We start from the raw sequence: 17,408 nt of genomic DNA, 5'->3' as shown, positions 1-17,408 counted from the left end.
TACCCGATGCCCGGGTCAGCTCCCGGCGGTCAGGCCCAGGGGGCCGGCCAGATCGGCCAGCGTCGGCAGCAGGTCCTCGGGGTCGCCGAGGACCTGGATCGTGACGTGATCGGCGCCGACGTCGAGGTGTTCGGTCAGCCGGGCCGCGATCGACTCGGGTGTGCCGTGCGCGACCACCGCGTCGATCAGGCGGTCGCTGCCGGGCGAGGCGACCTCCTCGGCGGTGAAGCCGATGCGGCGCCAGTTGTTGACGTAATTCGACAGCCCCAGATAGAAGTCCACGGACTGGCGGCCCAGCGCGCGGGCGCTGGCGGCGTCGCGGGTCAGCGCGACCTTGTGCTCGGGGGCCAGGAACACCGTGTTGCCGATCAGGCCACGCGCGCTGGCGGTGTGCTCGGGGGTGGTCAGGTAGGGGTGGGCGCCGGCGCTGCGCTGCGCCGCGAGCCGCAGCACCTTGGGGCCCAGCGCCGCGATGACCCGCCGGCTGGTGGGCACCATCTTGGCGTCGAGGTCGTCGAGGTATTTCACCAGCGCCTCCACCGGCTTGGCGTACTGCTCGGTGTGCTCGGGATGGCCGACCCCGACCCCGAGCAGAAACCGCCCGGGGTAGGCCTTTTCGATGCGGTGATAGGACTCGGCCACCTCGGCCGCGGGTGCGGTCCAGATGTTGACGATGCCGGTGGCCAGCTGCAGGGTCTCGGTCGCGGCGAGTATCGGTTCGGCGAAGTCGAGGTCGGCGGCCGGCGAGCCGCCCACCCACAGCGCGCCGTAGCCCAGCTTCTCGATCTCGACGGCGGTTGTCGGGCTGACCGGGCCGAAGGTCCAGACGCCGAAGCGGCCGAGGTCGGGTTTGAGCGAAACTGCGTCGGTCATCGCGGGTCCATCTCTGTCGGTCGTCAGGCGGCGCCGGTGGTCAGCCCCAGAGGCCCGGCCAGTTCGGCGAGTGCAGCTACCAGCTTGTCACCTCGGGTGAGGACCTGGACGGGCACGTGGTCGGCTCCGGCGCGCAGATGCTCGTGCAGGCGCGCGGCGACCTGCTCCGCGCTGCCGTGCGCGATCACCGCATCGACCAGCGCGTCGCTGCCCGGTTTGGCCAGGTCGGCGTCGCTGAAGCCGAGGCGCTTCCAGTTGTTCCGGTAGTTCTGCAAACCCAGGTAGATGTCGAGCATCTTACGACCGGCAGCCCGGGCATGCTCGGCGTCGGTGCTGAGCACGGCCTTGTGCTCGGGCGCCAGAAAGGCCTGCGCACCGAGGATCTCGCGGGCCCGGGCGGTGTGCTCCGGGGTGGTCAGGTACGGGTGGGCGCCGGCGCTGCGACGCGCCGACAACTCCAGGACGCGGGGACCGAGTGCGGCCACTACGCGGCGGTCCACCGGCACACCGTGCTGGTCGAGGCGGTCCAGGTATTCGGTCAGCGCGTCGTAGGGCTTCTGGTACTCGGTCTGGGCCTCGGGGTGGCCGATGCCGATGCCGAGCAGGAACCGGCCCGGATAGGCCGCCTCGATGCGGTGAAAGGATTGCGCCACCACCTCGGCGGGGGCGGTCCAGGTGTTCACGATGCCGGTGGCGACCTGCAAGGTCTCGGTCGCGGCCAGGATCGGTTCGACCCACTCCAATTCGGCCGCCGGCGACCCGCCGGCCCAGAGCGCTCGGTAACCCAGTCGCTCGATCTCGCGGAGCTGTTCGGGCGGCAGCTGCTGCCATTGGACGTAGTGGCCGAATACGCCGAAGGTGCCGAGGTCAGGTTTGGTCATGTTCAAGAACAACCTTGGCCGGCGCGCCGACTATTCCGCGCCCGGGGGCGGGGCCTGGCACGGCAGACACACCGTGAACCGGGTGTCGCCGGGCTTCGATTCCACCGACAGGCTGCCGTGATGCTTCTCGACCACCACCCGCCAGGCCAGATCCAGGCCCAGCCCGGTGCCCTCGCCCATGGGCTTGGTGGTGAAGAACGGGGTGAAGATCTTCTCGACGATGTCCGCGGGGATGCCGGGTCCGTCGTCGCAGATCTCGACCCGGATCATCGCCGCGTTGTCGCTGTTGGTCCGCACCGTCAGCGTGCCGTGGCCGTTCATGGCCTGGATCGCGTTGTCGATGAGGTTGGTCCACACCTGGTTGAGATCGCCGGGATAGCAGGCTATCTCGGGCAGGTCGTAATCCATCTCCTTGACCAGGGTCACCGGCTTGCCCTTGCCCGGCGCGCCGAGCTTGTCGCCGAACATCATGATGGTGCTGCGAAGAAGTTCGTTGACGTTCGCACTCTGGTACGCGCCGCGGTCCATCTGTGAATACTGCTTGGCCCCGGCCAGCAGCGCCGAGATGCGCTTGCTCGCCTCGGCGATCTCCTGGGTGCGCAGTTCGGCGTCGATGGTGTGCTTGAGCCAGCCGATCGCGCTCGGCAGCATGGCGGCATCGACGGTGCTCGCGACCCGCTGAAGCCAGCTGATGTCGAGGCCGGCCTCGACGAATGTCGACGCGTACTCCCAGGCGCCGGCGATCCCGTGGTCCTCGAACCACTGGCCCAGCTCGTCCTCGCGGTCCGCGGATTCCAGTGCCGAGGGCTCCGTCCGGTCCGTCCTCGCCACCTGTTCGGCCACCTCGTCCTGGACGGTGACCAGCACCCGCAGCGCAGCCGGGGTGAACTTGCCCTCGGCGAGCATCGCCAGCTTGTGCCGCATCTTGCCGATACCCTCGCGCAGATCGGCCACCGCGCGGGCGGTGGCCGCCGCCGGATTGTTGAGTTGGTGCGTCAGGCCTGCGGTGATGGTGCCCAGCGCGAGCAGTCGTTCGCGCTGACCGACGAGTTGGCGTTGCCGCTCCCCACCGATCATGTGGCCCTCCAACAGGTGCACGGCCATTGGGAACTGGGTCTGCATGAACCGGGCGAAGTCGGCAGCGGGCAGGACGAACATCCGGGACGGCACGGTCAGCCGCACCGAGGTCTGATAGGCGCGCTCGGCGTAGGGGAGATAGGCCGACCAGGCGCCGCAGTACACGCCGCGCTGCGAGGTCCGAGTGGTCTCGATGTCGACGCCACCCGAGCGTTTCGACATCACCACCTCGCCGTCGATCAGCACGTAGAGCCGCGTCGCGGGTTCCCCCTCGGCGAACAGCGGTCCGGCCGGGAAGGTCTCGATATACCCAGCGGTACACAACATCTCGAGCTGCTCGGTGGACAGCTGCTCGAACAGGAACAGCGTCCGCAATTCCTCGGCCTGGCATTCCTCGGACATCTGCGTTTCCCCCGTCGTCTCGCCCTGTGCTCAGGCCTCGGCCAGATACCGGTGCACCAGCATCACCGCCATCGAGCCCTCGCCGACGGCCGCGGCCACCCGCTTGGCGGACTCGGCCCGGACATCCCCGGCGGCGAAGACGCCGGGGACGCTGGTCTCGAGGTGGTGCGGGGGGCGATCGATGGTCCACCCGGACACCTCGCGCAGATCCGGCCCGGCCAGGATGAAGCCGTGGTCGTCGCGCACCACCACGCCGTCGAGCCAGTCGGTGCGCGGTTCGGCGCCGATGAAGATGAACATCCGGCCACAGCGGAAGTTCGACCGCGTCCCGGTGCGGGTGTCCTCCAGGCAGATGCCCTCCAGATGTCCGTTGCCGTTGACGGCGTGCACCACGGTATGGGGCATCTCGACGATCCGGTCGTTGGCCCGGATCTGCTGAATCAGGTAGTGCGACATCGACTCTTCGAGGGTGCGACGACTGACGATCGTCACCGACCGCGCGGTGCGCGACAGGAACATCGCCGCTTGACCGGCCGAGTTGGCGCCGCCGATGACGTACACGTCGTCGCCGGCGCAGTCGGCCGCCACCGACGACGTCGCCCCGTAATGCACCCCGGCCCCGGTGAGCCCGGCGCAGCCCGCCGCGGGCAGTTGCCGGTACTCGACGCCCATCGCCAGGATCACCGCACGCGCACCGATGCAGCGGCCATCGGACAGCTGGACGGTGCGCGCGGCACCGTCGACCTCGAGGGCGGTCACCTCGGCGGCGGTGATCAATTCGGCCCGGAACTTCTCGGCCTGGCGGCGCGCGCGCTCGGCCAACTGCGAGCCCGACAATCCGTCCGGGAAGCCCAGGTAGTTCTCGATGCGCGAACTCTGACCGGCCTGACCGCCGGTGGCCGTCCGCTCGATCAGTACGGTCTTGAGCCCTTCGGAGGCGCCGTAGACGGCGGCGGCCAAACCGGCCGGGCCGCCGCCGATCACCACCAGGTCATAGAAGTCCTCGGCCGGCGTGGTGGTGAGCCCCAGGGTGGCCGCCAACTCGGCATCGGACGGTCCCACCAACGTCTGACCCTGCTCGGTGATCACCACCGGGAGCGTCAGGCCATCGAGCCCGGCCGCCTCCAACAGCCGCGCGCCCTTGGCTTCGTCGGCGCGAAACCAGCTGTAGTGCAGCCGATTTCGGGCCAGGAATTCACGGACCTCCGAAGAGCGGGCATTCCAGGGATGGCCGACGATCTTGGTGTGCGGGATGGCCCGGTCACCCGCGGAGCGCCACGCATCGATCAGCGCGTCGATGACCGGGTACAGCTTCTCCGCCGGCGGGTCCCACGGTTTGAGCAGGTAGTGGTCGAGGTCGACGACGTTGATCGCATCGATCGCGGCATGGGTGTCGGCGTAGGCGGTCAGCAGCACCCGGCGGGCCAGCGGGTACAGATCCATTGCGGCCTCGAGGAACTCGATACCGCTCATCTGCGGCATCCGGTAGTCGGCGACGAAAACCGCCACGGTCTCGCCGCGCAGCTTGAGTTCGTTCAGGGCCGCCAACGCATCCGGCCCCGATTCGGCGCGCACGATCCGGAAGTGCTCACCGTAGTGGCGGCGCAGATCCCGGGCCACCGCACGCGAAACCCCGGGGTCGTCGTCGACGGTCAGGATGACGGGCTTACGGCTGGGGGACTGTGATCCGGGCATCGCCGTCCAGTATGCGCCGCAGCGACGCAAACCGGTGGGGGACGGCCGAACTCCGGTTACTCCGAGGGCGACGCCGGTTCCGCGGCCGCCGCGGGGTGGTCGCCGTCGCTGCGGTTCAGCATCGCGGCCACGTCGATGCCCGAGGACTTCAGCGCCTCGATGGTCTTGGCGACCGCCAGCGGGCTCACCCCGAGCAGGCCGCCGATCGCATCCTGGACATCGCCGGACCCGCCGATGATCGACATCCGCTCGATCTCGGCCAGCGGTGCCGCGGCCGCCTCGGTGGACTTGATCACCGATTGCAGGACCTCGGGCAGCATCTGCAGGCGGGCCGCGCCGGCCGAGTAGCTGTTGAGCGCCGCGGCGATCTCCTTCTTGCCGTCGGCCTCGGCCAGCAGTCGGGCCTTGATGCCGTCGGCCTCGGCCTGCCGTTCGACGCGCAACGCCTCGGCGGCGGCCTTGCGGGCGTCGGCCTCGGCATCGCCGGCCTGCCGGGCCGCCTCGGCGTGGGCCTGAGCGGCCAGGATCGCGGACTGACGCTGACCTTCGGCGCGCGCGATGTCGGCCTGGCGCTGCGCCTCCGCCGGTGCGATCACGTCGGCCTGCAGCGCGGCCTGTGCCTGCTCGGCGCGGCGCTGCTCGACCTCGATGCGGGCCTGCACCCGGGCGGCCTCGGCCTGTTCGGTGGCGATGCCGACGTCCTTCTGGGCGCGGGCATTGGCCAGCGGGCCGGCCTGGTCGGCCTGGGCGTTCTCGGCCTCGGTCTGGGCGCGCAGGCGCGCCAGTTCCACATCGCGGCGCTGGTTGGCGGTCGCGATCGCGGTATCGGCCTCGGCCTGGGCCACCGAGCCTTCCTGGCGGGCCTTGGCGGACTGGATCTGCGCATCGCGTTCGGCCTCGGCGGTGCCGACCTCGGCGTCGCGCTTCACCTCGGCGATCCGGCGCTGACCCAGCGACTTGAGGTAGTCGTTGGCATCGGAGATGCCGGCGATCTTGAGGACGTCGACCTCCATGCCGATCCGGGCCAGGTCGCCGCCGGCCTCGTCGACCACGCTGCGGGCCAGGGTGTCGCGGTTGGAGTTGAGGTCCTCGACGGTCATGGTCGCGGTGATGCCGCGCAGCGAGCCGGCCAGGATCTCGTTGATCTGCCGTTGCAGCTCGTTGAGATCGGAGGTCAGGAAGCGCTGCACCGCGGTCTGCACGGCCTCTTCGGCCGAGCCGATCCGGACCAGGCCGACGGCCTCGACGTTGACCGGCACGCCGTTGTTGGACAGCGCGTTCTGCAGGTTGATGCTGACGTTGAACGGCTCCAGGCTCATGATGTCGACGCGTTCGATGCCGGGCATCCGGAATCGGGCGCCGCCGCGCACCACCTTCGGGGTGCCGCGGCCGGTGAACACCGCGACCTCATTCGGCGGGACCTTGATGTAGTTCTTCACATAGATCAGGGGAAGCACCACGAGCAGCAGCAGGGCTGCGGCGGCGACGATGACGATGATCATCAGGGTGGACATCGGTCGACCTTTCTGGCGGTGGCGGGTGACTCAGGGCTCGGGCACCGCGACGACGTGGACGAAGTCCGCGTCGACGTCGGCGATGTACACCGTGGTGGATTTGCGCAGGGGCCGTGCTTCGGCGGTGATCGCGCGGGTGTGCACGCGATTGCCGTCGGCGTCGAGGAAGGTGATCTCGCCCCAGCCGTCGGGCGCGACGTCGAGGGTGACGGTGCCGAGCCGGCCGATGTAGGAGGCCCGGCCCCGCTGCGAGTTCGCCTCCTGGCGACGCAGGTAGGGCAGCAGCACGCCCTGCAGCGCGGCGATCAGGACGACGGCGCTGACCGCGGCGATCACGCCGGTGGTCACCGCGCCGATACCGGCGAACGTGCCGACCAGGCCGCCGGTGCCGGCGCCGAGCAGACCCGCCGACACACTGGTCAGGCTCAGGAACGGCAGGCCGTCACCGTCACCCCCGACGTCGAGGTCGGTCAGCAGCAGCGTGGCGAGCAGCGCGATTCCGCCCACCGCGAACGCGGCGAGGTACCCAGCCGTCACCGGGGCTCCTTTCTGCCGGCCGCCAGCGCCGGTCCACAGCGTGTTGACGCACTGTCGGTGCTGCTGGGATGATCCTCGCATCACCGCGGTCGGTCCGCCTGCAGGAGTTTTGGAGCCTGAGCGCAGAGCGGGTATCGTGGACCAACGGTGCGGCCACCGCGCCGACTTCTTGCGTGCATTCTAAAGATTTCCTGGAACTTTCCAGGCGGGATATCACGTTGATTGTAGTCGCGGACGTGGCTGCGCTGATGCGGGCGCTAACGAGTACAACACATACGAAACCGAAGTAGTTACGAAACACCAGACGACAGGATCGCCAAGAAGTATGGCCAAGAAAGACGGTGCCATCGAGGTCGAGGGCCGCGTGGTCGAGCCATTGCCCAATGCGATGTTCCGCATTGAGCTGGAGAACGGTCACAAGGTGCTCGCGCACATCAGCGGCAAGATGCGGCAGCACTACATCCGCATCCTGCCGGAGGACCGCGTCGTAGTGGAGCTGTCTCCGTACGACCTGTCCCGCGGCCGCATCGTGTACCGGTACAAGTAGCGCCCCGCAACACTGCCCCATTTACGACAGAGAACAGGATCGAACAGCCGTGAAGGTGAACCCGAGCGTCAAGCCGATCTGCGACAAGTGCAGGGTGATCCGCCGGCATGGGCGGGTCATGGTGATCTGCCCCGATCCGCGCCACAAGCAGCGGCAGGGCTAGCGACGAGCGCTCGCGCGAAGAGCAGTTGGCTTCGGCTGCGACGTCGTCACCCACAACTGAATGCAGACCTCCCAGTTTCACCGGGCCGATTGGCGGCTCGGACACGTTCGGTTCGGAGGCCGGACCCCGTCAGCAGGCGGGAACGAGCTGGGAACAGACCTCCGCATAGAGAAGGAAGCACACCACTGTGGCACGTCTAGTGGGCGTCGATCTCCCGCGCGATAAGCGCATGGAGATCGCGCTGACCTACATCTTCGGCGTGGGCCGTACCCGCTCCCAGGAGATCCTGGATGCGACCGGTATCGACCGGGACCTGCGGACCAAAGACCTGACCGATGACCAGCTGACTCAGCTGCGCGAATACATCGAGGGCAACCTCAAGGTGGAGGGTGATCTGCGCCGCGAGGTGCAGGCCGATATCCGCCGCAAGATCGAGATTGGCTGCTACCAGGGCCTGCGGCATCGCCGCGGCTTGCCGGTGCGTGGCCAGCGGACCAAGACCAATGCGCGCACTCGTAAGGGTCCCAAGCGCACCATCGCCGGCAAGAAGAAGGCCAGGTAAGCACATGCCACAAGCGAAGAAGTCGGCCTCCACGGCGAAGAAGGGGCAGAAGACCCGTAAGAGGGAAAAGAAGAACGTCCCGCACGGCGCCGCCCACATCAAGAGCACGTTCAACAACACGATCGTGTCCATCACCGATCCCCAGGGCAACGTCATCGCCTGGGCGTCCTCGGGCCATGTCGGATTCAAGGGATCGCGCAAGTCGACGCCGTTCGCCGCGCAGCTGGCCGCCGAGAACGCGGCCCGCAAGGCGCAGGAACACGGCGTGAAGAAGGTCGACGTTTTCGTCAAGGGCCCGGGTTCGGGACGCGAGACCGCGATCCGCTCGCTGCAGGCCGCCGGCCTGGAGGTGGGCGCCATCTCCGACGTCACACCACAGCCCCACAACGGTTGCCGTCCGCCCAAGCGGCGCCGGGTCTAAGAGAGTCAGGAAGAGGTACAGAATAAATGGCTCGTTACACCGGACCCGTCACGCGCAAGTCGCGTCGCCTCGGCGTCGACCTTGTCGGCGGAGACCAGTCCTTCGAGAAGCGTCCCTACCCGCCCGGCCAGCACGGCCGCGCGCGGATCAAGGAGAGCGAATACCGTCTGCAGCTGCAGGAGAAGCAGAAGGCCCGCTTCACCTACGGCGTGATGGAGAAGCAGTTCCGTCGCTACTACGAGGAGGCCCAGCGCCGCGCCGGCAAGACCGGCGAGGAGCTGCTGCAGATCCTCGAGAGCCGGTTGGACAACGTCGTGTACCGCGCCGGCATAGCGCGTACCCGCCGGATGGCCCGCCAGCTGGTCAGCCACGGCCACTTCACCGTCAACGGTGTCAAGGTCGACATCCCGAGCTACCGGGTGTCGCAGTACGACATCATCGACGTGCGGGAAACCTCGCTGAACACCGTGCCGTTCCAGATCGCCCGCGAGACCGCGGGTGAGCGTCCGATCCCGTCCTGGTTGCAGGTCGTGGGCGAACGTCAGCGCATCCTGATCCACCAGTTGCCGGAGCGTGCGCAGATCCAGGTGCCGCTCGCCGAGCAGCTGATCGTCGAGTTCTACTCGAAGTAAGAGGAACCGTCGCGCCCCCGATCCCGGGGGCCGGCCACCGAACGGCATCAAATAGCGGGTGCCGAGAAGGAGAAAAGAAACACCATGCTGATTTCTCAGCGTCCCACCCTGAGCGAAGAGGTCATCGCCGAGGACCGCTCGCAGTTCGTCATCGAACCGTTGGAGCCGGGTTTCGGTTACACCCTTGGCAACTCGCTGCGGCGCACGCTGCTGTCGTCCATCCCGGGCGCGGCGGTCACCAGCATCCGCATCGATGGGGTGTTGCACGAGTTCACCACCGTTCCCGGGGTCAAGGAAGATGTCACCGAGATCATCCTGAACCTCAAGAGCCTGGTGGTCTCGTCCGAGGAGGACGAGCCGGTCACCATGTACCTGCGCAAGCAGGGACCGGGCGAGGTCACCGCGGGTGACATCGTGCCGCCGGCCGGCTGCACCGTGCACAACCCCGAAATGCACATCGCGACCCTGAACGACAAGGGCAAGCTCGAGGTCGAGCTGGTCGTCGAGCGGGGCCGTGGCTACGTGCCCGCGGTGCAGAACAAGGCCTCCGGTGCCGAGATCGGCCGCATCCCGGTCGATTCCATCTACTCGCCGGTCCTCAAGGTCACCTACAAGGTGGAGGCCACGCGTGTCGAGCAGCGCACCGACTTCGACAAGCTGATCCTGGACGTCGAGACCAAGAACTCGATCAGCCCACGGGACGCGCTGGCCTCGGCCGGCAAGACCCTGGTCGAATTGTTCGGCCTGGCACGCGAACTCAACGTGGAGGCCGAGGGCATCGAGATCGGGCCGTCGCCGGCCGAGGCCGACCACATCGCCTCGTTCGCGCTGCCGATCGATGACCTGGACCTGACGGTGCGGTCGTACAACTGCCTCAAGCGTGAGGGTGTGCACACCGTGGGCGAGCTGGTCGCCCGCACGGAGTCCGACCTGTTGGACATCCGTAACTTCGGCCAGAAGTCCATCGACGAGGTCAAGATCAAGCTGCATCAGCTGGGTCTCTCGCTCAAGGACAGCCCCGCCACGTTCGATCCGTCCGAGGTTGCCGGTTACGACGTCGCCACCGGCACCTGGAACAGCGAAGCCGGTTACGACGCGGAAGACAATCAGGACTACGCCGAAACCGAGCAGCTCTAACAGAATTCCGTCCCGGTCCTACCTGATACGGGGGCCGGCCCCATTTAGGAGATAGTCGCAATGCCCAAGCCCACAAAGGGGCCTCGCCTCGGCGGGTCGTCCTCGCACCAGCAGGCGCTGTTGGCCAACCTGGCCACCGCGCTGTTCGAGCACGGCCGGATCAAGACGACCGAGCCGAAGGCGCGGGCGTTGCGGCCGTACGCGGAGAAGCTGATCACCCACGCCAAGAAGGGTTCGCTGCACAACCGGCGTCAGGTGATGAAGAAGATCCGCGACAAGGACGTGGTGCACGCGCTGTTCGCCGAGATCGCGCCGTTCTACGCCGACCGCAACGGTGGCTACCTGCGCATCATCAAGGTCGAGGCGCGCAAGGGTGACAATGCACCCATGGCCGTCATCGAGCTGGTGCGGGAGAAGACCGTGACCTCGGAGGCCGACCGCGCCCGCCGCTCGGCGGCCGCGCAACCGGTGGCGGCCGCGGCGGCGCCGCAGGCGGCCGTCGAGCCGGAAGAGGCCGAAGGCCCCACCGCCGAAGAGGCCGAGGCCACCGAGGTCGAGGCCACCGAGGCCGAGGCGCCCGAGGCTGACGCCGAGGATGACACCAAGTCCTAGCGACAACGCTGTGAGCATGCCCGTCACTGATTCCGGTGGCGGGCATGTTCCGTCAGATCGCCGCCTGGCCGCCGCCGTGCGGTTGCGCCTTGGTATCGCCTCAGCCGACGTCGGGCACACTGGCCAACCGCACGTATGCCGAAGCGGCCTCGGCACGGTTCGTGGCATGCAATTTCCGCAGCACCCGCTTCACGTGGGACTTGACGGTGCCCGCCGAGATCACCAGCTCATCGGCGATTTGTTGGTTCGTGCGACCGGCCGCCATCAGCCGAAGCACCTCGACCTCACGGCGGGTGAGCATCGTCATCACCCTCGTCTGCACCTCGGCCAGGGACCTCGCCGCGGGACTGCGCTCCAGCGGTTCGATCTTGCGCAGGTCAAGATCGGCGTCTTGTAACGCACGGGCCGCCTCGTCCGCCGACGCCAGCGCATTACGCACCTCCGCGTGCTGGCGGCGCATCCTCTCCATCAGCACCGTGCGCTCGTAGGCGTACCCGAATCCCTCCGCGAACGCCCACACCGTGTCGCGGTCGATCTCGTCAACCAGTCGGCCTGAGTACAACCGGTCGGCATGCAGGAAGCCGATCACCTTGCCCGTCGGCATTACCGGTGCCGCTACATAGGAATGGGTCATCGAGAAGTCGATAATCGGTCTGTTGACGCGGGGGTCGTTGCGGGCGTCGCGCACGATCGCCGGTGCGTGACGGCGGATCATCTGTGTCTCCAACAACATGTGGTCCAACGGCGGCGCCACGGATTGGGCGAACGCGACCATTTTCTCGGCGCCCTCGCGATCGTCGCCGAAGTACGCCGATTCCATGAACATCCGGCCCTCATGCACGCGGAAAAGCACGGCGCGATCAAATCCACACGACTCCACCAGCTCTCGCGGGGCCCGGTCGACGATCGTCGCAACATCATCGACCACCCGCAACTTGCTCAAGGCCTCTTGAACCTGCAACAGCGCGAACGTACGCCGCCTCGCGCCGTCCTCGATCAACTCCCGTTCCAGTGAACACAAGTCGAGCACTGACTCCAGTGCGATGATCGCCTCTTCGTCGCCACACGCCTCCAAGGCGTTTCGCACCTCGGTGGCGTTGGTGTCGATCGCTTCCGACACCGCGGCCATTGGATCGTCGGTAGGGTCAATACGCCAATCCCGAAACACCTCTCGGTAGCGGCGGGCAGCCTCGCTTTCAACCGCCGGACGCGACGCCCAGCCAGCATGGCCCGCCAACGTCGCGCCCGACTCGGAGTCGGGTGTGTCGCCGGTGACGGTCATGGTGTTCACTGTCCTCCGGCCGCGCCGGGCTTGCGGTATGAACTGCAAAATGCCCTCATACGGGGGTAGAAGTGCTCCACAACGGGGGATCGCTTTGCTGACGTGGTTGGCCGAGGCTAGTGGACATGTCATCGACCACGGTTTCGGCACTCGAGTTGCTCACGACGCCACAGGGCATCGCCGACCCTTATCCGCTGTACGACCAGCTGCGCGCGTCCTCCCCGGTCGCGGGCTACCGCGATTGGCCCCCGGGTACTGTGCCCGGTGCCGACGAGCCCGTCACCGCGTGGGCGCTTTTTCGCTACGACCAGGTCTTCGAGGCCGCCCGCGACAGTGCCACGTTCTCGTCGCGGGACCCACTCCAAGAGGCCTCCACCGCCCCCAGTCTGATGCTGGTCAACACCGATCCGCCCAAACACGAGGTGGAACGAAAGTTGGTCGGGCAGGCGTTCTCTCCGCGCCGCATTAAGCGGCTGGACGGCTGGCTCAACGAGTTGATCCCGCGATTGCTTGACGATCTCGGGGAGGGCGAAGTGGACGTGATGACGTTCGCGGCCGAAATCCCCACCAGGGCCATGGTGCGCCTGCTGGGCCTGCCCGAAGGCGACCACGTCCGGTTCAGACGTTGGGCCAACGCGTTCATGTTGTCCTCGTCTCTGACTCCGGAGGAGCGCATCGCGAGCAACGAGGAGATGGTTGCGACGTTCGCTGCCCGACTCGCCGAGCACTCCGCCCGGGTTGCTCAACAGGCGACAAGCGAAGACGTCGACGACGCCGAAGACCTCATTTCGGCGTTGTTGCGCGCGGAGGTGGACGGTCAGCGGCTGACTCCCGAGGAGATCGTCCGGTTCTGTGTCACGCTGGTGGTCGCGGGTAGTGAAACCACGACGTTTCTGATCGGCAACCTGTTGCATGCCCTGGCGCGGGAACCCGAGGTCGCCGCGCGGATCCGCGCAGACCGCTCACTGCTGACGGTCTTCATCGAAGAGACGATGCGGCTCGACGGACCTCCGCAGCGACTGTTCCGGATCGCCACCCGCGATGTCGAGGTGGGGGACAAGCTGATCCGCAAGGGGCAGTGGGTGGCGTTGTTCTTCGGTTCGGCCAACCGTGACCCCGCCATCTTTCCCGACCCGTCGCGACTCGACATCGACCGGCCGAATCTGCGCAAGCAGTTGTCACTCGGTCATGGGTTGCACTTCTGCCTTGGTTCCTCGCTGGCCCGACTGGAGGTGACCGCGATGCTCAACGCGGTACTCGACCGGTATGAGCACATTGCCTTGAGCGACGACCCCGGTACGAAGCAGACCGCCAGTTTGCTGACGCACGCGTATGTCCGCCTGCCCCTGTGCCTCTCATGACCGCCATCACTGGAGAGGCGCGCAACATCGACGCGACCAAGGCGATCTATGCCGCGGTGCCTGCCGGCGACCTGGATACCGCTCTGCGGTACCTCGATCCAGATGTGCGGATCACTTACTACGGCACTGAGAAGATCCCGTATGCCGGTGATTACCGAGGCATCTCCGACGCAATGACGTTCTTCAGCAGGGTCGGGCAGACCATCGAGATCGTCGAAATGGAACCGTGGAAGTTCATCGCCCAGGGTGACGACCTCGCCGTTTGGGGTCGGCAGCGCTTCCGCAGGCTCGACAACGGCCACGAATGGCAATCGGAATTCGCGCACATCATCACGCTTCGCAATGGGCGCTGGCTGCATTTTCGTGACTTCATGAACTCCGCCTTGACGCAGGATGCGTTCAGCCGATGAGGGTCACCGCCGACCGCGAGATCTGCATGTCCGCCGGAATGTGCGTGATGACCGCCGACGGGTTCTTCGACCAGGACGAGAGCGGTGTCGTCGTGCTCGCGTTCGAGGAGGTACCCGACGACCAGCAGGCCCGGGTTCGGGCCGCAGTCGGGCTGTGCCCGTCGGGCGCTCTTCAGGTGTTTCCGAATAAGTTGCACCACTTAGCTTCTGGCGACAGCGCCAAGATACGTGACTGAGGACAAGCCGCCGCTGCAGAAGCAATGCATCAGTACGAGGATCAGTTGAAAGCGTTGGATATGGACATAGATGTGCGGGGCGCTTACGCCCTCGAATGTCACTTATCCACATCGACCCGTCCGGAGGAGAGGTGGGTGGCGCCATGGTGATAGCCGCGCAGACGGCAGCAAAGCCGGTACGTGCGATCGGCCGAATATTCGCGATGTCGTTGGACACCTTCGTCTCGATGTTCAAGCGGCCATTCGCCTGGCACGAGTACGTCATCCAGACCTGGTTCGTCGCGCGAGTATCGGTGGTACCCGCGCTGATGCTGACAATGCCGTATTCGGTCCTGCTGGTGTTCACCTTCAACATCCTGCTCAATGAGTTTGGCGCGACGGACTTCTCGGGGACGGGCGCCGCTATCGGAACGGTGAACCAGATCGGGCCGATCGTGACGGTGCTGGTGGTCTCGGGCGCCGGCGCCACTGCGATGTGCGCCGATCTCGGCGCCCGTACGATTCGTGACGAACTCGACGCGCTTCGGGTCATGGGTATCAATCCGATACAAGCGTTGGTGGTGCCCCGCGTACTCGCGGCGACAACCGTGGCGCTTGCCCTGGCCGCCTCGGTGATCATCGTCGGTCTGACAGGCGCATTCGTATTCTGTGTGTACATCCAGAACGTCTCGGCGGGTGCGTTCGTCTCCGGGCTGACCCTGCTCACCGGTGCCGGGGACGTTATCGTGTCGCTTGCCAAGGCGGCGCTCTTCGGCTTGGCAGCCGGACTGATCGCCTGCTACAAGGGGGTTTACGTCAACGGCGGACCTGCGGGGGTAGGCAACGCGGTCAACGAGACCGTGGTCTTCACCTTCACGGTGTTGTTCGCGATCAACATCCTCGTCACCGCGGTCGGTATCCAGTTCACGGTCACGTGAGGTGGCAGTGCCATGAGCGTCGGGACACCCAGCAGGCCGTTTGGACGGCTTGCGCATGTGGTCGACGAGTTCGTCGCCGCTTGGAACCGTATCGGTGGCCAAGCTCGGTTCTACGCCAATACGTTGGCGGCAATCCCCGATGCCGTCACGCACTACCGGACCGAGTTGTTGCGGTTGATCGCGCAGATGGGGTTGGGCAGCGGGGCCCTGGCCGTTGTCGGTGGAACTGTCGCGATCGTCGGCTTCTTGACCATGACAACGGGCGCCTTGGTTGCGGTGCAGGGGTACAACCAACTTGCGTCGGTGGGTTTCGAGGCGCTGACCGGATTCGCCTCGGCGTTCTTCAACGTCCGGCTGATCGTGCCGGGCACCACCTCAGTGGCCTTGTCGGCCACCATCGGCGCCGGCGCCACCGCCCAGTTGGGTGCGATGCGGATCAACGAGGAGATCGACGCGCTCGAGGTGATCGGAATCCGCAGCGTCACTTATCTCGCCGCGACGCGTGTCCTCGCCGGGGTGATCGTGGTCATCCCACTCTACTGCGTGGCGGTGATGATGGCGTTTCTCGCGGCCCGCTTCGGCACCACCGTGATCTACGGCCAGGGTTCAGGGGTCTACGACCACTACTTCGGGACGTTCCTCAACCCGACTGACCTGATCTGGTCCTTCTTCCAGTGTGTGGCAATGACAGTCGTCATCATGCTCGTGCACACCTACTACGGCTTCACCGCGTCCGGTGGACCCGCGGGGGTCGGCGAGGCGGTGGGCCGCGCGGTGCGCACATCGATGGTCGTCGCCGCGATCGAAATCGTGATGATCTCACTGGCCGTTTACGGGCAGTCTGGCAACTTCAACCTGGCGGGCTGACATGGGGCCGCGCAAGGGCGAAGCCCGCATCCACAACGCTTGGTGGACCGTCATCTTGCTGGCTGTCGTGGGCGCGTTTCTTCTCGTCACCGTCGGCGTCTACAGCGGCACGTTCAGTTCTCATGTTCCAGTCACTTTGACTTCGGACCGATCCGGGTTGGTGATGGAGACCGGTGCGAAAGTGAAGCTGCGCGGCGTCGAGGTGGGCCGGGTCCGCAACATCAGTGGCGGTGACGGCCGTGCCAAGCTGGAAGTGGCGATTGACCCGAACCAGACCCAGTTCATCCCTGCGAACGTGCAGGCACGAATTCAGGCCACCACTGCATTCGGCGCGAAGTTCGTCGAGCTCGTGTATCCGCCGGATCCGAGCCCTGCCCCGTTGGCCGCCGGCGCGGTGCTGCAGTCAACGAATGTCAGTACCGAGGTCAACACCATTTTCGAGAACCTGTCCGACCTCCTGCGGATGATCGATCCTTCCAAGCTCAACGCGGTTCTCACCGCCGTCGCCGACGGCGTGCGCGGCCAGGGCGAACGGATGGGGCAGGCCACCACCGACCTGAACGTCGTCCTCACCGCGCTCAACGAACGCAACGAGACAATCCGGCAGGATTGGCAGTCCTTCGGGCGTTTCAACGACACCTATGCCGCGGTCGCCAATGACATCGTGACCATCCTCGACGGCGCGAGTACTACCAGCAAGACCGTGGTCGACCGGGCAGCGAATCTGGATCACTTGCTGCTCAGCACCACTGGATTGGCCAGGTCCGGAACTGAACTGCTGGCATCCAGCAAGGACAGCCTGGTGGGTCTGGTCAACATTCTTGAGCCCACGACCGGCCTGCTGAACAAGTACAGCCCGGTGTACGCCTGCTGGCTACAAGGCGCAACGTGGTTTCTCGACAACGGCGGGTTCGATGCTTGGGGTGGGGACAACGACCGCTCGATTCAGTTCGATGTCGGCCTGTTGTTCGGTAACGACCCGTACAAGTACCCGGACAACCTGCCCGTCATCGCCGCCAAGGGAGGTCCCGGTGGGAAGCCCGGCTGCGGGTCGCTACCGGACGCCACCGAGAACTTCCCGGTCCGCCAGCTCATCACGAACACCGGGTGGGGACCGGGTCTGGACATCCGGCCGAATCCCGGTATCGGCCATCCCTGTTGGGCTAACTACTTCCCGGTGACCCGTGGGAACCCCGAGCGGGCGAGCATCAGGCAGTGCCTGCCCGGAGCCGCGCCGGGGCCGGGCGGATGACTCGATCCCACCGAGCTCAGGAGACGAAAC

The 17,408-nt window shown here is 66.4% G+C and carries 20 protein-coding genes; 13 read left to right on the top strand and 7 right to left on the bottom strand.

Features of this window, described 5'->3' with window-relative positions; genetic code table 11:
• Positions 1-15 precede the first annotated feature (15 nt).
• The 6 genes from RCP80_RS18880 to RCP80_RS18855 are packed head-to-tail and all read right to left on the bottom strand — an operon-like array spanning position 16 to position 6,979.
• Positions 16-873 carry an LLM class F420-dependent oxidoreductase gene (locus tag RCP80_RS18880; RefSeq protein ID WP_308479131.1) on the bottom strand — a complete coding sequence of 286 codons (858 nt, stop codon included), beginning with the start codon at positions 871-873 and terminating at the stop codon, positions 16-18.
• 23 nt (positions 874-896) lie between these two features.
• The gene (locus tag RCP80_RS18875) at positions 897-1,754 is read right to left on the bottom strand and encodes an LLM class F420-dependent oxidoreductase (protein ID WP_308479130.1); all 858 of its coding nucleotides are present in this window, start codon (positions 1,752-1,754) and stop codon (positions 897-899) included.
• Positions 1,755-1,784: 30 nt separating this feature from the next.
• Positions 1,785-3,233: an ATP-binding protein gene (locus tag RCP80_RS18870; protein WP_308479129.1), complete on the bottom strand. Its 1,449-nt coding sequence runs from the start codon at positions 3,231-3,233 to the stop codon at positions 1,785-1,787.
• A gap of 30 nt (positions 3,234-3,263) precedes the next feature.
• Positions 3,264-4,928: an NAD(P)/FAD-dependent oxidoreductase gene (locus RCP80_RS18865; protein WP_308479128.1), complete on the bottom strand. Its 1,665-nt coding sequence runs from the start codon at positions 4,926-4,928 to the stop codon at positions 3,264-3,266.
• A gap of 56 nt (positions 4,929-4,984) precedes the next feature.
• Entirely contained in the window at positions 4,985-6,442 is a 1,458-nt protein-coding gene (locus RCP80_RS18860) for a flotillin family protein (RefSeq protein WP_308479127.1), read from the bottom strand.
• A gap of 30 nt (positions 6,443-6,472) precedes the next feature.
• The gene (locus RCP80_RS18855; protein WP_308479126.1) at positions 6,473-6,979 is read right to left on the bottom strand and encodes a hypothetical protein; all 507 of its coding nucleotides are present in this window, start codon (positions 6,977-6,979) and stop codon (positions 6,473-6,475) included.
• Between the two features lie 325 nt (positions 6,980-7,304).
• On the opposite strand from RCP80_RS18855, the gene infA reads away from it, so the two are divergent.
• From infA to rplQ, 7 genes are all read left to right on the top strand, one after another.
• Positions 7,305-7,526 carry a translation initiation factor IF-1 gene (infA, locus tag RCP80_RS18850; protein WP_003418601.1) on the top strand — a complete coding sequence of 74 codons (222 nt, stop codon included), beginning with the start codon at positions 7,305-7,307 and terminating at the stop codon, positions 7,524-7,526.
• A 49-nt stretch (positions 7,527-7,575) separates the two neighbouring features.
• Entirely contained in the window at positions 7,576-7,689 is a 114-nt protein-coding gene (gene rpmJ / locus RCP80_RS18845) for a 50S ribosomal protein L36 (protein WP_003919293.1), read from the top strand.
• A gap of 187 nt (positions 7,690-7,876) precedes the next feature.
• Positions 7,877-8,251, top strand: a complete 375-nt coding sequence (gene rpsM, locus RCP80_RS18840) for a 30S ribosomal protein S13 (RefSeq protein ID WP_308479125.1) — start codon at positions 7,877-7,879, stop codon at positions 8,249-8,251.
• Positions 8,252-8,255: 4 nt separating this feature from the next.
• Entirely contained in the window at positions 8,256-8,672 is a 417-nt protein-coding gene (gene rpsK, locus RCP80_RS18835) for a 30S ribosomal protein S11 (RefSeq protein ID WP_308479124.1), read from the top strand.
• A 26-nt stretch (positions 8,673-8,698) separates the two neighbouring features.
• On the top strand, positions 8,699-9,304 hold the full coding sequence (gene rpsD / locus RCP80_RS18830) for a 30S ribosomal protein S4 (RefSeq protein ID WP_308479123.1): 606 nt from the start codon (positions 8,699-8,701) through the stop codon (positions 9,302-9,304).
• An 84-nt stretch (positions 9,305-9,388) separates the two neighbouring features.
• Positions 9,389-10,441, top strand: coding sequence for a DNA-directed RNA polymerase subunit alpha (locus RCP80_RS18825; RefSeq protein ID WP_308479122.1), 1,053 nt, complete (start codon positions 9,389-9,391; stop codon positions 10,439-10,441).
• 60 nt (positions 10,442-10,501) lie between these two features.
• A complete protein-coding gene (gene rplQ, locus RCP80_RS18820) occupies positions 10,502-11,053 on the top strand; it encodes a 50S ribosomal protein L17 (RefSeq protein WP_308479121.1) in 552 nt (183 codons plus the stop codon).
• Positions 11,054-11,153: 100 nt separating this feature from the next.
• Here the strand turns inward: rplQ and RCP80_RS18815 are convergent, their stop codons facing one another.
• Entirely contained in the window at positions 11,154-12,335 is a 1,182-nt protein-coding gene (locus tag RCP80_RS18815; protein WP_308479120.1) for a LuxR C-terminal-related transcriptional regulator, read from the bottom strand.
• Positions 12,336-12,460: 125 nt separating this feature from the next.
• Between RCP80_RS18815 and RCP80_RS18810 the strand changes: the two genes are divergently transcribed.
• The 6 genes from RCP80_RS18810 (at position 12,461) to RCP80_RS18785 (ending at position 17,378) form a co-directional block, all read left to right on the top strand.
• A complete protein-coding gene (locus RCP80_RS18810; protein ID WP_308479119.1) occupies positions 12,461-13,696 on the top strand; it encodes a cytochrome P450 in 1,236 nt (411 codons plus the stop codon).
• The gene (locus RCP80_RS18805) at positions 13,693-14,106 is read left to right on the top strand and encodes a nuclear transport factor 2 family protein (RefSeq protein WP_308479118.1); all 414 of its coding nucleotides are present in this window, start codon (positions 13,693-13,695) and stop codon (positions 14,104-14,106) included. Before RCP80_RS18810 ends, RCP80_RS18805 begins: the two co-directional genes overlap by 4 nt.
• On the top strand, positions 14,103-14,342 hold the full coding sequence (locus RCP80_RS18800; RefSeq protein WP_373693377.1) for a ferredoxin: 240 nt from the start codon (positions 14,103-14,105) through the stop codon (positions 14,340-14,342). Before RCP80_RS18805 ends, RCP80_RS18800 begins: the two co-directional genes overlap by 4 nt.
• Before the next feature lie 143 nt (positions 14,343-14,485).
• Positions 14,486-15,259, top strand: a complete 774-nt coding sequence (locus RCP80_RS18795) for an MlaE family ABC transporter permease (RefSeq protein ID WP_308479117.1) — start codon at positions 14,486-14,488, stop codon at positions 15,257-15,259.
• Between the two features lie 12 nt (positions 15,260-15,271).
• Positions 15,272-16,126: an ABC transporter permease gene (locus RCP80_RS18790; protein WP_308479116.1), complete on the top strand. Its 855-nt coding sequence runs from the start codon at positions 15,272-15,274 to the stop codon at positions 16,124-16,126.
• A gap of 1 nt (position 16,127) precedes the next feature.
• Positions 16,128-17,378 carry an MCE family protein gene (locus tag RCP80_RS18785; RefSeq protein ID WP_308479115.1) on the top strand — a complete coding sequence of 417 codons (1,251 nt, stop codon included), beginning with the start codon at positions 16,128-16,130 and terminating at the stop codon, positions 17,376-17,378.
• Positions 17,379-17,408 lie beyond the last annotated feature (30 nt).

This window comes from Mycolicibacterium sp. MU0053, from assembly GCF_963378095.1.
GTDB lineage: Bacteria > Actinomycetota > Actinomycetes > Mycobacteriales > Mycobacteriaceae > Mycobacterium > Mycobacterium burgundiense.
The sequence above is the reverse complement of the archived record's forward strand: the minus strand, read 5'-3'. Positions and strand labels throughout refer to the sequence as shown.

Bases quoted from the DNA above. Each gene is read 5' to 3' on its own strand.
- RCP80_RS18880 (WP_308479131.1), bottom strand. From the start codon at position 873: ATGACCGACGCAGTTTCGCTCAAACCCGACCTCGGCCGCTTCGGCGTC.
- rpsD (WP_308479123.1), top strand. From the start codon at position 8,699: ATGGCTCGTTACACCGGACCCGTCACGCGCAAGTCGCGTCGCCTCGGC.
- RCP80_RS18825 (WP_308479122.1), top strand. From the start codon at position 9,389: ATGCTGATTTCTCAGCGTCCCACCCTGAGCGAAGAGGTCATCGCCGAG.
- RCP80_RS18795 (WP_308479117.1), top strand. From the start codon at position 14,486: ATGGTGATAGCCGCGCAGACGGCAGCAAAGCCGGTACGTGCGATCGGC.
- infA (WP_003418601.1), top strand. From the start codon at position 7,305: ATGGCCAAGAAAGACGGTGCCATCGAGGTCGAGGGCCGCGTGGTCGAG.
- RCP80_RS18790 (WP_308479116.1), top strand. From the start codon at position 15,272: ATGAGCGTCGGGACACCCAGCAGGCCGTTTGGACGGCTTGCGCATGTG.
- rplQ (WP_308479121.1), top strand. From the start codon at position 10,502: ATGCCCAAGCCCACAAAGGGGCCTCGCCTCGGCGGGTCGTCCTCGCAC.
- RCP80_RS18800 (WP_373693377.1), top strand. From the start codon at position 14,103: ATGAGGGTCACCGCCGACCGCGAGATCTGCATGTCCGCCGGAATGTGC.
- RCP80_RS18805 (WP_308479118.1), top strand. From the start codon at position 13,693: ATGACCGCCATCACTGGAGAGGCGCGCAACATCGACGCGACCAAGGCG.
- rpsK (WP_308479124.1), top strand. From the start codon at position 8,256: ATGCCACAAGCGAAGAAGTCGGCCTCCACGGCGAAGAAGGGGCAGAAG.
- RCP80_RS18870 (WP_308479129.1), bottom strand. From the start codon at position 3,233: ATGTCCGAGGAATGCCAGGCCGAGGAATTGCGGACGCTGTTCCTGTTC.
- RCP80_RS18860 (WP_308479127.1), bottom strand. From the start codon at position 6,442: ATGTCCACCCTGATGATCATCGTCATCGTCGCCGCCGCAGCCCTGCTG.
- RCP80_RS18810 (WP_308479119.1), top strand. From the start codon at position 12,461: ATGTCATCGACCACGGTTTCGGCACTCGAGTTGCTCACGACGCCACAG.
- RCP80_RS18875 (WP_308479130.1), bottom strand. From the start codon at position 1,754: ATGACCAAACCTGACCTCGGCACCTTCGGCGTATTCGGCCACTACGTC.
- RCP80_RS18785 (WP_308479115.1), top strand. From the start codon at position 16,128: ATGGGGCCGCGCAAGGGCGAAGCCCGCATCCACAACGCTTGGTGGACC.
- RCP80_RS18815 (WP_308479120.1), bottom strand. From the start codon at position 12,335: ATGACCGTCACCGGCGACACACCCGACTCCGAGTCGGGCGCGACGTTG.
- RCP80_RS18865 (WP_308479128.1), bottom strand. From the start codon at position 4,928: ATGCCCGGATCACAGTCCCCCAGCCGTAAGCCCGTCATCCTGACCGTC.